Here is a 12,692-nt window from a genome sequence, read left to right on the forward strand (position 1 = left end):
GTCAGCTCCGGTCGAACTGCCGCACCTTCGACGGATCCCGGCGCGCCGGGGCCCGGCCGATCGGCTGGACCGGCGCGGGGCCCGGGTCGAGCTTCGGGATCGGCAGTTCCACCGGCTCCTCGGTCACGGTGAACCGCTCGCCGTGGTGGAGCAGGTCCAGCGGCGGGCCGTTGAGCACCCGATACGTCGCCGCGCCGGGCCGGATCGACACCTGGAACCGCGTTTCGCGGAACGCGAGGCGGAAGGTGAGGCCGCCGAGCTCGTCCGGCAGCCGGGGCGCGAACGACAGCTGGCCGCCGTAGTCGCGGAAACCGCCGAATCCGGCCACCGCGGCTTGCCAGGCGCCGGCCAGCGATGCCATGTGCAGGCCGTTGCGGACGTTGTTGTGCACGTCGTGCAGGTCGGTCAGCGCGGCTTCGGCGAGGTAGTCGTACGCAAGTTGCAGGTGCCCGACCTCGGCGGCGATGACGGCCTGCGTGCCCGCGGACAGCGAGGAGTCGCGGACCGTCCGTGCCTCGTAGTAGGCGAAGTCGCGGGCTTTTTCCTCCGGGCTGAACGAATCGCCGCAGAGGTGCAGGGCGAGCACGAGGTCGGCCTGCTTGACGACCTGCTTGCGGTAGAGGTCAAAATACGGGTAGTTCAGCAGCAGCGGGTAGAAATCCTCGTCGGTGGCGGCGAAATCCCACTCGTCGTGCTGCAGGAAGCCTTCCGACTGCGGGTGCACGCCGAGTTCCTGGTCGTACGGCAGCGCCATCGCGTCCGCCGCGGCGCGCCAGGAATCGATCTCCGGAGCGTCCACTTCGAACTGTTCGGCGACGTCCGGATGCCGCTGGCACACCTCAGCCGCGGCGAGCAGGTTCCGGCGCGCCATCAGGTTCGTGTAGACGTTGTTGTCCGCCACCGCGGAGTACTCGTCCGGCCCGGTGACGCCGTCGATGCGGAAGTGCCCGTGGTGGTCGAAATGCCCGAGGGACGCCCACAGCCGCGCGGTTTCCAGCAGCAGTTCCGCGCCGCAGGTGCGCTCGAAATGCTCGTCCTGGGTGGCGTTGACATAGCGCACGACAGCGTCGGCGATGTCCGCGCTGACGTGGAACGCGGCGGTGCCGGCGGGCCAGTACGCGGAGCATTCGGCCCCGTTGATGGACCGCCACGGGAAAGCCGCGCCGCGCAACCCGAGCTGGGTCGCGCGTTCCTTGGCTTTGTCTATTGTGGAGTGTCGCCAGCCGAGCGCGTCGCGGGCGGCGTCCGGCATCGTGTACGTCAGCACCGGCAGCACAAAAGTCTCGCTGTCCCAGAACGCGTGCCCGTCGTATCCCGGTCCAGTGAGGCCTTTTCCCGCGATAGCCCGGGTTTCGCCGCGGGCGCCGGCCTGCAGCAGGTGGAAGAGCGCGAACCGGACGGCCTGCTGGAGTTCCGGGTCGCCGTCGATTTCGATGTCCGACGTGGCCCAGAAATCGTCCAGGAACTGGCGTTGCTCGGCGGCGAGCCCCTTCCAGCCGGTCTGCCTCGCGCCCGCGAGCGCGGCTTCGACCTGCGCCCGCAACGCCGGTGCGGAGCGTTGCGCGGACCAGCCGTAGGCGAGGAATTTGGTGACCCGCAGCCGTCCGCCCTTGGGCACGTCGACCGCGGCGGTGAGCCGGGCGAGGTCCTCCTCGGCGTGGATGCGGGTGCGCAGGCCGTCGTCGACCTCGATTTTGTGGTCCATCGCGGCGGCGACCCGCAGCCCGGACATCCGGGTCTGGTGCACCAGCACGGCCTGGTAGCCCGCGGCGTGGCTGAACTCGCCGACCAGCGGCGCGTCGAGCGCGGCGGCGACACGCGGATCGTGCGTGTCGGACTCGACCGGCTCGTTGGCCAGCAGGTCGGACTGCACGACGAGCTGCAGGTCCTCGTCCAGCGGTTCGACCTCGTAGCGGATCGCGGCGACCGCGCGCTGGGTGAAGGAAACCAGCCGTTCGGTGGTCACCCGCACCCGCCTGCCGGTGGGCGAAGACCATTCGGTGACGCGCCGCAGCGTGCCGCGGCGGAAATCGAGCACACGGTCGTGCGCGGTCGCGATGCCGTAGCGCATGTCCAGCGGCTCGTCCTCGACCAGCAGCCGGATGATCTTGCCGTCGGTCACGTTGACGACGGTCTGGCCTTCCTCCGGATAGCCGTAACCGCCCTCGGCGTAAGGGAGTTCGTGCTGTTCGTAGAAGCCGTTGAGGTACGTGCCGGGCAGCCCGCGCGGTTCGCCTTCCTCAAGCGTGCCGCGCAGCCCGATGTGTCCGTTCGACACCGCGAAGGCGGATTCGGTGCGCTGCAACGCATCCACGTCGAGACCGCGCCAGCGCAGCTCCCACGGCGCGCATTCGTAACCGGATTCCGTCACTTGTCCTCCAGCAGGTCGGCGAGGTCGTCCACCACGACGTCGGTGCCGTGCGCGCGCAAGGCGTCGGCCTGGTTTTCCCGGTTCACGCCCACGACGTAACCGAAACCGCCGGCTTTGCCTGCTTGGACGCCGGATTGTGCGTCCTCGAACACCGCGGCCTGCTTCGGGTCCACGCCGAGTTCCTTGGCGCCGGCGAGGAACGAGTCGGGTGCGGGCTTGCCTTTGAGGTGGTCACGGCGGATGACCAGGCCGTCTACGCGGGCTTCCACGAAGCGGGACAGGTCTGCTGCGTCGAGGACTTTCGCGCCGTTCGCGGAGGAGGTCACTACGGCGATCCTGAGTCCGGCTTGCTTGGCGGCTTCGAGGTAGCGGACGGAGCCCGGGTAGGGGTTTACGCCGCGTTCGTCGATGATTTTCAGGACTAACTCGTTTTTGCGGTTGCCGATGCCGTTCACGGTCGGGGCGTCGACGGGGTCGTCCGGGGTGCCTTCGGGGAGGTCGATTCCGCGGGAGCGGAGGAATTCCCGGACGCCGTCGGCCCTCGGGCGGCCGTCTACGTAGGTGGCGTAGTCCGCGTCGGTGAATTCCTGGAAGTTCGCGGTGTCGCGGGTGCGGAGGTATTCGTCGAACGTCCGTTTCCACGCCTCGCGGTGGAGCACGGCCGTCCCGGTCAGTACGCCGTCCAGGTCGAAGAGGCAGGCGGTGATGGTGTCGGGCAGTCCGATCATGCCTGCAAGGTACCGGTCTCCGGCTTTGTTCGCGGGCTCCTGGGGGTGGGTGGGTCTCGTCGCCTGGCGGCGACATTGGCCCGTTGGTTGCGTGGGGCACCCCGAAGCCCGATTGTGCTGACGGGCGGTGGGTGCTTGTCAAGGCGGGAAAGATGCCTTGACAAGCACCCCCGAACCGCAGGGAGGCTTCGTATCGGGGTGCGGGGGAGGGGCTGGGTGCCTCGCTCGTGGGTGCATCGGCTGCGGTTGGGCGGGGGTGGGGGCTAGCGCCCCAATGTGGCATTGGGTGCGTGGGATGCACCCAATGTGGCGTTCGGTGCGTCTGACGCACCCAATGCCACATTGGGGATTTTTCATCCTGGTTTGTGCTGTTCATGGCGGGTTGACGGGGTGTGGTAGTTGTCAGGCCGGGGTGGGCTGGGCGGTGTCGCGGACGGCTTGTTCGTGCTGGGTGAGGACGAGCAGGGCGCGGACGAGGGTGGTGGCGTGGCGTGGTGCGATGCGGAGTTTGTCGAGGACGCGCCAGGTTTTGAGGGCGGCGAAGCCGCCCTCGACCGCGCAGCGCATCGCGTTGAACACGCTGTTGGCCTGTTTCTGCGGCTCGGTGAGCGGCCGGTTGGTTTCGGCTTTGAACGGGGTGAGCACGATCTGCGCGCAGGGGCCGCCGCAGTCCGGGCAGTGGCGGGTGTCGCGGACGTCTTTGTGCCAGCCCTGGTAGCCCTTGTCCGCGGCGGGGGTCAGGCCGTGGGCGTGGAGGCGGTCGCGCAGCCGGTGGCGGCGGGCGGCGGTGATGTCGGCGGTCCTGCCCGGCAGCACGGCCGAGACCCACAGCAGCCGTCCGTGTTCGTCGGTGAGGCCTTGGACGTTGAGGCCGTGGTGTTTGTGCTTGCCGCTGTAGTTGCGGCGATTGTCTGTGCCGGTGCGGCGGCGGGTGCGGATCAGGGTCCCGTCGGCCAGCACCACCGCCGCGCCGCGGGCGGCCAGCCGCCGCAGCACCCGCCCCAGCCGCGGCGCCCGGGCCGCGAGCAGGTCGATGGCCTCCAGCAGCCAGCGGCGCAGCGTGGCGGCCGACACCGCGTTGGCGCGGGACAGGTCCAGCAGGCGCTGGTCGTGGCGCAGCATCGCCAGCACCAGCACCGCCTGCTCGGCCGGGGACGCCTTGCGCCACCGCGACCCGATCGCCCGGCGGCGGCCGATCAACCCGGCCAGCATCGCGATCGTGGGCGGCGACACCGGCAACACGCTGCGATACGAGGCCAGAACCTGCTGTGAGACAGTGAGAGCGGAGCCCCCGGACGTTTTTTCTCGAGTCACGACTTGATCAACATCCGGGGGCTCCGCCGCGTTCCCGCCCGGCCCACGCCCGCCCCGCAACTCCGTTACAGCACAACCACAACCAGCCCCGTCAACCCCACCTAACCAGCACCAACAAGATGAAAAATCCCCATTGGGGCGGCATCCCGGTGGCTGCGGCGGAACGCTAGGCGGCGCCTACTCGGCGGTCGAATACCAGGCGTTCCGCTGCGCGTAAGCCGACGCTGATTGCGCCGGTCAGTACGCCGTCGTCGCCTAGTTCGCCCTGTACCACTGTGGTGGTCAGGGGGGTGAAGGCGCGGAGTGCTCGGTCGATCGGTTCCAGCAGCAGGTCTGCTGCTGTTCCTACGCCGCCGCCCAGGACGATGAGTTCTGGGTCGATTACTGCGGCTACCGAAGCGACTGTGTAGGCGAGGCGGTCTGCTTCCGCGGAGACTGCGCGTTGGGCCAGTTCGTCGCCTTCGCGGGCTAGGCGGAAGACTTCGCGGGCGGATCGTGCTGTGCCCAGGCCCAGTTCTCGTGCGCCGCGGACTACTGACTGTGCGGCGGTGGCTTCTTCCAAGTGTCCGCGCGCGGGTGGTTCGGCTGGTTCGTCGGCGACGCGGGTGCGGCCGTAGGGGAGGTAGCCGATTTCGCCTGCGGCGCCGGTGGCGCCGCGGAAAACTCGGCCGTCGACCATCAGGCCCATGCCTACGCCGGTGCCGATGGTGATGCAGCCGACCACCGATGCTCCGCGGGCGGCGCCGCTTTCCCATTCGCCGACGGCGGTGAGGTTCGCGTCGTTCTCCACCACCAGTTCCGGGCCCAGGACCTGCTCCAGGTCGTCGAGCAAGCCGGGGCGGCCCCAGCCGGGCAGGTTCGGGGCGTGCCGGAAGCAGCGTTTCACCGGGTCCGCGACGCCGGGGGAGCCCAGTACGCGGACCACGATGTCGTCGTTGGTCAGGCCCGCCTCGGCCACGATGTCGGCGGCCAGTTTGCCCAGTGCGGAGATCAGCGCGCTGCCGGAGCGGGCCGTGTTGCGCACGTCGCGCCGGGCGACCGTGGTGCGGCCCAGGTCGGCGACCGCGACCCGGATGTGCTCGCGGCCGATGTCCAGGCCCAGCACGTACCCCGCGGTCGGGTCCGCCTCGTAGAGCACCGCCGAACGGCCGGTGCCGGTGGACGTGTGCCCGGTCGCGCGGGCGAGCCCGGCGGCCTCCAGCGCCAGCAGCGCCTGGCTCACCGTGGGCTTCGACAGCCCGGTGTCCTTCGCCACCTGCGGCCGCGTCGCGGGCCCGCCGCGGCGCAGCAGGTCGAGCACCGCCCGCTGGTTGATCATGCGCATCCCGGCCGGGGTGCCGACCGGTGGTGTACCCGACCCTGCCACCTGCTGAGTTTCCTTCCCGTTCGGACTTCCGTCCTGCCACGGTAACCGGATTCGCCCCGCTTTGGCAGGAAAGTTTCTTTTCTTCCGGCTCGGGAGGGCAGGCGGGAGGTCTTGCCCGACGATACGGGCTCGGCGGGCAAGACCCGGGGACGGCACGCGGAGTGTGCCGTCCGCTGATCGAGGCGGATCAGGCGTCGGGCAGCCAGTTGCCGTGGAACCCGGCGGGCACGCGGCCGGGCAGGTGGACCGTCGCGACCGGATCGGCTTCGAGGTCCTGTGCGTCGAGCACGACCAGATCGCTGCGGTCGTTGGGGCCGTCGTAGACGTAGGCGAGCAGCCAGCCCGCGCCGTCCGGACGGTCGTCCGCCGGTACGAAAACCGCTTCGCCCGGGATGTGTCCTTCCGGGAACAGGTGCTCGCGCGACGCGTTCGTGTGCAGGTCGTACCGGCGCAGCACGAGCGGGCCTTCCGGGCTGTGCCATCCGGTGACGTGGCCGAAGCGAGCGTCGAGCCCGGCGAGCCGGTCGTCGATGCGGGGGAACTCGCCGTCGCGGTCGTCGAGCAGATCCTCGGCGACGGTGCCCGCGCGCGGGTCGATCGTCCACCGCCACAGCACGCCCTTCGGATTCGGGACGTCCGGCTTGGACAGGTGCTCATACCGCACGACGTGCACCACGATCCGGCCGTCGGCGGTGTCGTGCGCGTTGAGGGTGTGGAAGACGTAGCACGGGTCGATTTCGAACCAGCGCACGCCGTCCTCCGGCCGGTCGCGGCTGAGCAGGCCGAGCCGCGCGCCGTACGTGTCGCTCCAGCGGTACGGGATCCCGCCGTCGGTCGCGTGGTCGAACACCACCGGGAGGTCGAAGAACACCAGGTGCCGCCGGGTGAGCGCGAAGTCGTGCATCATCGTCAGCCCGGGAACGTCGATCGGCTGCTGCACCACGAGTTCCCCGGCGGCGTCGGCGCGGTAGTAGCTCACGTGCGGGGCGGTGATGCTGCCGTAGCCGAAGAAATGCAGTTCGCCGGTTTCCGGGCAGATCTTGGGATGCGCGGTCATCGCATCGGCGAGCTTGCCGCCGAAATCGTAGACGCCGACAGTGTCGAGATCCGTGGTGATTTCGTACGGCAGCGAGGATTCCACGAGCGCAAGCGTGCGTCCCGCGTGGTTGACGACGTGGGTGTTGGCGACGCTCCACCGGAGATTCCGGGTTCCGTCCGCGTTGTAGAGCGCCGGATCCGGAAGATCGAAGCTTTCGGTGCGCACCCAGCGATTGCGATACCAAGCGGCGCGGCCGTTTTCCAGCCGCACGCCGTGCACCATTCCGTCGCCGGTGAACCAATGCGCGCTGTCCTGGCGCGGATTCGGCCCGTTGCGCAGATACCAGCCGGTGAGTTCCGGCGGCAGCGCACCGGTGACCGGCAGGTCGTAGGCGGTGAGTTCGTCGTGGACCGGGGCGTAGTGGCCCTTGAGGTGGAAATCGGTGGTGGTCATGGATTCACGCGGCTTTCTGGGCACGGGCCCGGACGATGCGCGGATAGCGGATGGTGAACGAGATCGGAATCGCGAAGCCGAGCACCTTGATGACGACCAAGCCGACGGTGTCGTGCGGCGCGTAATGCAGCAGGACGGCTTCGGCGATTCCGGCGACCGTGAAGCTGGCCGCCCATACCGCGGTGATGACGACGTTCACGCGGCGGAACACCGCGGTCGCGGCGATTTCCGGCGGGACCATCGTTTTCGCGATTCCCAGGGTGAACGGCCGTTTCGCGGCGACCGACCCCCAGGCGGTCGCCGCGAGCCACAGATCGGTGAGCGCGCCGACGTAATCCCGGAGCGGCGAGGCCGGGTCGCTGAAGGACCAGATCGACAGCGCCGCGAAGAAAACGACCGCGGAGACCTCGATGACCAGCGTGTCCCAGCCCTTGCCGCGCCGGCGCTCGAGCAGGAGCAGTCCGCCCGCGAGCACCAGGCCGGTCAGCCCGGACCAGCGCCAGTCGGCCTGCGTCGACACGACCGCGAAGGCGATCCACGGAAGGAAACTCTTCAGGTAGTTCATCGGTGCCCCTCGCTCACGTTCCTGTGGTGACATGTCAAAGCTAGAACGTCCGGCGTGCACATGTCAATAGTGGAAGGTAGGGTGAGCGCATGACCTTGCGACACGCGGTGCTGGGGCTGCTCGCCACTGCCCCCGGCAGCGGCTACGACCTGCTGAAACGCTTCGAAACGGCAATGTCGAGCGTCTGGACGGCCACGCAGAGCCAGCTGTACGGGGAACTGGGCAAGCTCGAGAGCGCGGACCTGATCGAGGTCTCCGCAGAAGGCCCGCGCGGCCGCAAGGAGTACGCGATCACCGACGCCGGCCGGTCGGAACTGCGCAAGTGGCTGCTGGAGGAGCGGCCGCCGGCCGCACGGCGGAACGAGATGCTGCTGCGGGTGTACTTCCTGGGCGAGGTCACGCCGGAGGAGGCCCGCGGATTCCTGCGCAGGCACGGGGCTTTCGCCGAGGGACTGGTCGACGAACTGGCGGCGATCGACGCGTCGGTGGACTGGGACGACAGCGATCCGTCGCTGTACGGCCGCCTCGCGCTGGAGTGGGGCAAGCGATACGCGGCGATGGAACGCGATTGGGCGGAGTGGGCGGCGGAGACGATCCGCGCGGCCCGCGGCTGATCATGACCGGCAGCGAGGCCCGCCATTGCGGCGACGACGCGGTTTTCGCGCGCGATCTTCGGGACGAGGGCGAGCCGGAGGCCGAGTTCAACCCGGGCATCGCCGAACGGTTTCCGCGCAAGAACGCGGCCGCGGGAGCGCTCGTCCGCGACGAACGCGGTCGGATCCTGTTCGTCTGCCCGACCTACAAGCCGTTCCTGGAAATCCCGGGCGGCTTGGTCGAAGACGGCGAATCACCGCTGGCGGCGTGCCGTCGGGAGGTCCGCGAGGAACTCGGCATCGACGTGCCGGTGGGGCGGCTTCTCGTGGTCGATTGGCTGCCCGAGCACGGAGTCTGGCGCGACAGCCTGCAATTCGTCTTCGACGGCGGCGTGCTGAGCCGCGAGCAGATCGGCGCGATCCGCCTGGCAACGGACGAAGTGAGCCGGTTCGAGTTCCTTGACCTCGAGGCCGCGCAAACGCAATTGCGGCCCTCGAAGGCACGGCGGATCGCGCTGGCGCACCAAGCGTTTCTGGCCGGGGAGACGGTCTACGGCGAGTTCGGCTGGAGGCTCGGGTAGTCCTCGCCTCCGGCCGTGCCGGGTCATCCGTCGGAAGACCGCTTCCAGATGTTGATGCCTTCTTCGGTGGCGTGCTGGTCGATCTCGGCCAGCTCCTCCGCGGTGAACGACAGGTTGTCCAGCGCGGCGACGTTGTCCTCCAGCTGCTTCACGCTGCTGGCCCCGATCACCAGCGACGTCATCCGCGGATCCCGCAGCGCCCACGCCAGCGCGAGCTGCGCCAGCGTCTGCCCGCGCCGCGCCGCGATCTCGCCCAGCGCCCGGATCTTGGCGAGCTTCTCCTCGGTGATCGTGTCCGGGTTCAGCGATTTCCCTTGCGCCGCACGAGAATCCGAGGGCACCCCGGAAAGGTACTTGTCGGTCAGCAAGCCCTGCGCCAGCGGCGAGAACGCGATGCACCCGGCCCCGGCCTGCTCCAGCGTCCCGAGCAGATCGTCCGTCTCGGTCCAGCGGTTGAACATCGAATACGACGGCTGGTGGATCAGCAGCGGCGTGCCCAGTTCGCGCAGCAACCGCGCGGCTTCCGCGGTCCGCGCGGAGTTGTAGGACGAGATCCCGACGTACAGCGCCTTGCCGGACCGGACCGCCCGGTCGAGCGCGCCGACGGTCTCCTCCAGCGGCGTCTCCGGGTCGAAGCGGTGCGAGTAGAAGATGTCGACGTAGTCCAGGCCCATCCGCCCGAGCGACTGGTCGAGGCTGGCCAGCAGGTACTTCCGCGAACCCCATTCGCCGTACGGGCCGGGCCACATGTCGTAGCCCGCCTTGGTGGAGACGACCAGTTCGTCGCGGTACGGCTTCAGGTCGCTCGCCAGCAGCCGGCCGAAGTTCTCCTCGGCGCTGCCGTAGGGCGGGCCGTAGTTGTTGGCCAGGTCGAAATGCGTGATGCCGAGGTCGAAGGCGCGCCGGACGATGTCGCGCTGGACGGTGAGCGGGCGGTCGTTCCCGAAGTTGTGCCACAGCCCCAGCGAGATCGCGGGCAGCTTCAGGCCGCTGCGCCCGCAGCGGCGGTAGGGCATCGAGTCGTAACGGGCGTCAGCGGCAGCGTAAGTCACGCCGCGATGCTAGCCCGCGACCCGCCGCCGGAGCCCGCACACTGCCGGTGACCTCCTGATCGGTGGCAAAAGGCGGTTTTGCGCGCGACATCCCATTTGGCTCCGTACTATGCGGGCTGTGGCACCCGTCACGGCCGGGCAGCCCGACGGCGAACGAGGGAGGAACGCATGGCCGGTTACAAGGTCATCACCGGCGCTTTGCGCACCGAAGCGAAGAAGTGGGATCCGCACGCGGAGAAGATCGCCGGCGTGCACACGGCGGTTTCCGGCATGACGCTCGACATCTCGGCGTTCTGGATCGGCGACGGCGTGAACTTCCTCCTCACCGCCGGGGTCGCCGCGATCGACAAATCCGCCTACGACAAGCTCCAGCAGTTCATGGAGCAGAAACTCTCCACGGCGGGCGCGGACATGGGCCACATCGGCGACGTGCTGGTCAAGGCGGCCAACACCTACGACCAGAACGAAGAAATCGTCGAACTCGACCTCAAGGACTGGTCGAAGAAGATCCCGGAGGGCGGCTCGTGAGCGAGGACGCGGAAAGCACCACCGCCGAGTTCAAGAAATTGATCGACCAGCTGGTCCAGTGGGTCAACGACATGGTCAACGGGTTCCGGGAGTTCGTCGGCAAATGGGCGGACTCCGCGTGGCGGTACGTCCTGGGCCCGGCGGTCATCGCCTTCGACCGGGGAATGAAGGCGCTCAGCGAGAAGCTGACGAAGATCGTCGAGGACATCAAGAAGATCCTGGAGCATTCGACCCCGATCGTCTCGATCATCGTCCAGGGGTTCTCCTGGCTGGAGGACGCCCAGCGTCCCGCGTCCCAGCTCCAGGGCGTCGTCAAGGAACACCCGGACGCGAACTTCGGGTACTGGGAAGGCGCGGCCCGGAACGCGTACAACGACGCCGTCGACCTGCAGCACGCCGCGCTGGGCGCGATCAAGACCAAAGCGGACAACATCAGCAGCTGGCTGCTCGACATCGCCAAGGCGAACATCATGTTCGTGAAGGAACTCGGCGACGCCTTCGCCGCCATCGCGGGGGAGTTCGTCGCCGTTCTGGTCGAGGCCGGGACGATCGTCGGCGCGCTGGAAGCCATCGGGGAAGCGGGCAAACTCGTCGAGAAGCTCGTCACCACCGCGGGGCAGCGGCTCACCAAGGTGGTCGAGATGTACAGCGAGGCGGTCGGGCGCACGCGCGACGCCACCAGCATCCAGTACGACGCCGCGGAATTCCCGCATGACAAATGGCCGAGCCTGGCCGGCTAGCCGCACGGAGGAGCGACAATGACCGATCCGGTCGCCTCGGCGAACACGCTCGACGCGGGGCTGGAAGCACTTCGGGACATCAGCGCACGGCTCGATCGGGCCCCGGAGCCGCAGGCACTGCCGACCGTCGCCGAACCCGTGCTGGTCGGCACCGGGCACGCGCGCGGTTTCCGCGCGTCCGACCGGACCGGCGTCGTCACGATCACGTTGGACGAGGACCTCAGGCTGGTCGAGGCGACCGTCCTGGACCACTGGAAAGACCGGGTCGAGCCGGCTTTCCTCGGCGAAGCGCTGACGGAGGCGTACCTGTCCGCGCTGGACGCGGCGGTGCAGGCCAGATCCGAACGCCTGGCTTCGGAACCGCCGCCTGCCGGGGCTCCGGGCGACGCGGACGGTCCCGTGGTGGTCCCGACGCTCGACGAAGTGGTCGCGGCAGCCAGGGCCAGCCGGGAGCGCAACGAGAACGAACGGCTCCGGCAGCAGCGAGAACGCGCTTCGGCGGCGGAGCCGGAAGGGCCGCGTGAGGTGCGCGGGAGCTTCGGCTACCTGACCCTGCGCGTCCAGGGCGGCGCGATGATCTCGGCGACCCCGAACGTCAGTGCGCTGGACAACGCCGGCACGGCCAACATCCAGGAGGACATCGAAGCCGCGTTCGGCAACGCGGGGCTGAAATCGCCGCACGCCGTCTCGGAATCGGGCAGTGTCCGCCCGGACCGGTCGGCCGGCCGCGAGTTCGACGACGAAGAGGACGCGTGGCAGGGGTTCCATGGCAATGATTAAGCGGCTCGTGCCCGTGCTGGCGGTCGCCGTCTCGGTGGCGGGATGCGGCGGTGCCGGTCCGGAGGAGACGTTCGCGAAAACGAACGCCTGCGAGTTGCTGGCGACGGCCGCGCGGGGCACGCCGATCGACCCACAGCACAGCGAGTACAAGCTGGCGGACTCCGGGGCGTCGGGAGGCGTCGGCGGCTGCCGCACCGAATGGAACCCGCCGTCGGGCAAGCTGACCGGCGGCGACCTGGCCGCGACGCTGGAGCTCGGCGAGGCGGAGGACTGGAGCGGGCACAGCGAATCGAGCACCCAGAGCGGGCACGAAGTCCGGAAGGACACCACGAAAGCCGGCGGCGGCTGTCGTTATCAGGTCCAGATCCCGGGCACGGACTCGGCGGTGCGCATCTGGTACCTCGACCGGTCCGTGAGCAACGAAGGGTCGTGCCCGGTCGCGAAACGGCTGGTGGACCAGGTCATTCCGAGCCTGCCGTGAACCGGCTCCGGCATACGTCGGAGGAATCTCGGGCTTTCCGTGTCTCTTCTAGGCGGTGAGCGGGCTTAGATCCGATGTCTGGTCGCCGGGACGCCGTTGGC

13 protein-coding genes are annotated in these 12,692 nt (G+C 69.0%); 6 read left to right on the forward strand and 7 right to left on the reverse strand.

The annotated features are described in order from the left end of the window. Position 1: 1 nt before the first annotated feature. From DMP23_RS11090 to DMP23_RS11115, 6 genes are all read right to left on the reverse strand, one after another. Entirely contained in the window at positions 2-2,371 is a 2,370-nt protein-coding gene (locus DMP23_RS11090) for a glycoside hydrolase family 65 protein (RefSeq protein WP_037812390.1), read from the reverse strand. Further along, positions 2,368-3,099 carry an HAD family hydrolase gene (locus DMP23_RS11095; protein ID WP_337820976.1) on the reverse strand — a complete coding sequence of 244 codons (732 nt, stop codon included), beginning with the start codon at positions 3,097-3,099 and terminating at the stop codon, positions 2,368-2,370. The genes DMP23_RS11090 and DMP23_RS11095 overlap by 4 nt, the downstream gene beginning before the upstream one ends. Positions 3,100-3,501: 402 nt before the next feature. Next, the gene (locus DMP23_RS11100; protein WP_337820977.1) at positions 3,502-4,332 is read right to left on the reverse strand and encodes a transposase family protein; all 831 of its coding nucleotides are present in this window, start codon (positions 4,330-4,332) and stop codon (positions 3,502-3,504) included. 247 nt (positions 4,333-4,579) lie between these two features. Continuing rightward, entirely contained in the window at positions 4,580-5,737 is a 1,158-nt protein-coding gene (locus DMP23_RS11105) for an ROK family transcriptional regulator (protein WP_199817639.1), read from the reverse strand. A 229-nt stretch (positions 5,738-5,966) separates the two neighbouring features. Continuing rightward, positions 5,967-7,271 carry a carotenoid oxygenase family protein gene (locus tag DMP23_RS11110; RefSeq protein WP_337820978.1) on the reverse strand — a complete coding sequence of 435 codons (1,305 nt, stop codon included), beginning with the start codon at positions 7,269-7,271 and terminating at the stop codon, positions 5,967-5,969. Positions 7,272-7,275: 4 nt separating this feature from the next. Further along, a complete protein-coding gene (locus DMP23_RS11115; protein WP_037812383.1) occupies positions 7,276-7,836 on the reverse strand; it encodes a hypothetical protein in 561 nt (186 codons plus the stop codon). Between the two features lie 89 nt (positions 7,837-7,925). Between DMP23_RS11115 and DMP23_RS11120 the strand changes: the two genes are divergently transcribed. Together DMP23_RS11120 and DMP23_RS11125 are read left to right on the forward strand one after the other, a co-directional pair. Next, positions 7,926-8,450, forward strand: a complete 525-nt coding sequence (locus DMP23_RS11120; protein ID WP_107051028.1) for a PadR family transcriptional regulator — start codon at positions 7,926-7,928, stop codon at positions 8,448-8,450. Then, positions 8,414-9,010 (forward strand): NUDIX hydrolase, encoded by a 597-nt coding sequence (locus DMP23_RS11125; RefSeq protein WP_337824386.1) that lies wholly within the window; start codon positions 8,414-8,416, stop codon positions 9,008-9,010. The genes DMP23_RS11120 and DMP23_RS11125 overlap by 37 nt, the downstream gene beginning before the upstream one ends. A 23-nt stretch (positions 9,011-9,033) precedes the next feature. Here the strand turns inward: DMP23_RS11125 and mgrA are convergent, their stop codons facing one another. After that, a complete protein-coding gene (gene mgrA, locus DMP23_RS11130) occupies positions 9,034-10,062 on the reverse strand; it encodes an L-glyceraldehyde 3-phosphate reductase (protein ID WP_037812382.1) in 1,029 nt (342 codons plus the stop codon). Positions 10,063-10,230: 168 nt separating this feature from the next. On the opposite strand from mgrA, the gene DMP23_RS11135 reads away from it, so the two are divergent. The 4 genes from DMP23_RS11135 to DMP23_RS11150 are packed head-to-tail and all read left to right on the forward strand — an operon-like array spanning position 10,231 to position 12,591. After that, on the forward strand, positions 10,231-10,590 hold the full coding sequence (locus DMP23_RS11135; RefSeq protein WP_051172698.1) for a hypothetical protein: 360 nt from the start codon (positions 10,231-10,233) through the stop codon (positions 10,588-10,590). Continuing rightward, positions 10,587-11,330 carry a hypothetical protein gene (locus tag DMP23_RS11140; RefSeq protein WP_037812380.1) on the forward strand — a complete coding sequence of 248 codons (744 nt, stop codon included), beginning with the start codon at positions 10,587-10,589 and terminating at the stop codon, positions 11,328-11,330. The genes DMP23_RS11135 and DMP23_RS11140 overlap by 4 nt, the downstream gene beginning before the upstream one ends. Positions 11,331-11,348: 18 nt before the next feature. After that, complete coding sequence (locus DMP23_RS11145; protein ID WP_337820979.1) at positions 11,349-12,110, forward strand: hypothetical protein; 762 nt, start codon at positions 11,349-11,351, stop codon at positions 12,108-12,110. Continuing rightward, positions 12,103-12,591 carry a hypothetical protein gene (locus DMP23_RS11150; protein ID WP_158691474.1) on the forward strand — a complete coding sequence of 163 codons (489 nt, stop codon included), beginning with the start codon at positions 12,103-12,105 and terminating at the stop codon, positions 12,589-12,591. Before DMP23_RS11145 ends, DMP23_RS11150 begins: the two co-directional genes overlap by 8 nt. The last annotated feature ends 101 nt before the right edge of the window (positions 12,592-12,692 follow it).

This window comes from Amycolatopsis sp. A1MSW2902 (genome assembly GCF_017312175.1).
GTDB classification, from domain to species: Bacteria; Actinomycetota; Actinomycetes; order Mycobacteriales; family Pseudonocardiaceae; genus Amycolatopsis; species Amycolatopsis nivea.

Excerpts from the sequence above, each read along its gene's own strand:
- DMP23_RS11135 (WP_051172698.1), top strand. The coding sequence starts at position 10,231 with ATGGCCGGTTACAAGGTCATCACCGGCGCTTTGCGCACCGAAGCGAAG.
- DMP23_RS11105 (WP_199817639.1), bottom strand. The coding sequence starts at position 5,737 with ATGCGCATGATCAACCAGCGGGCGGTGCTCGACCTGCTGCGCCGCGGC.
- DMP23_RS11120 (WP_107051028.1), top strand. The coding sequence starts at position 7,926 with ATGACCTTGCGACACGCGGTGCTGGGGCTGCTCGCCACTGCCCCCGGC.
- DMP23_RS11150 (WP_158691474.1), top strand. The coding sequence starts at position 12,103 with ATGATTAAGCGGCTCGTGCCCGTGCTGGCGGTCGCCGTCTCGGTGGCG.
- DMP23_RS11095 (WP_337820976.1), bottom strand. The coding sequence starts at position 3,099 with ATGATCGGACTGCCCGACACCATCACCGCCTGCCTCTTCGACCTGGAC.
- DMP23_RS11115 (WP_037812383.1), bottom strand. The coding sequence starts at position 7,836 with ATGAACTACCTGAAGAGTTTCCTTCCGTGGATCGCCTTCGCGGTCGTG.
- DMP23_RS11145 (WP_337820979.1), top strand. The coding sequence starts at position 11,349 with ATGACCGATCCGGTCGCCTCGGCGAACACGCTCGACGCGGGGCTGGAA.
- DMP23_RS11110 (WP_337820978.1), bottom strand. The coding sequence starts at position 7,271 with ATGACCACCACCGATTTCCACCTCAAGGGCCACTACGCCCCGGTCCAC.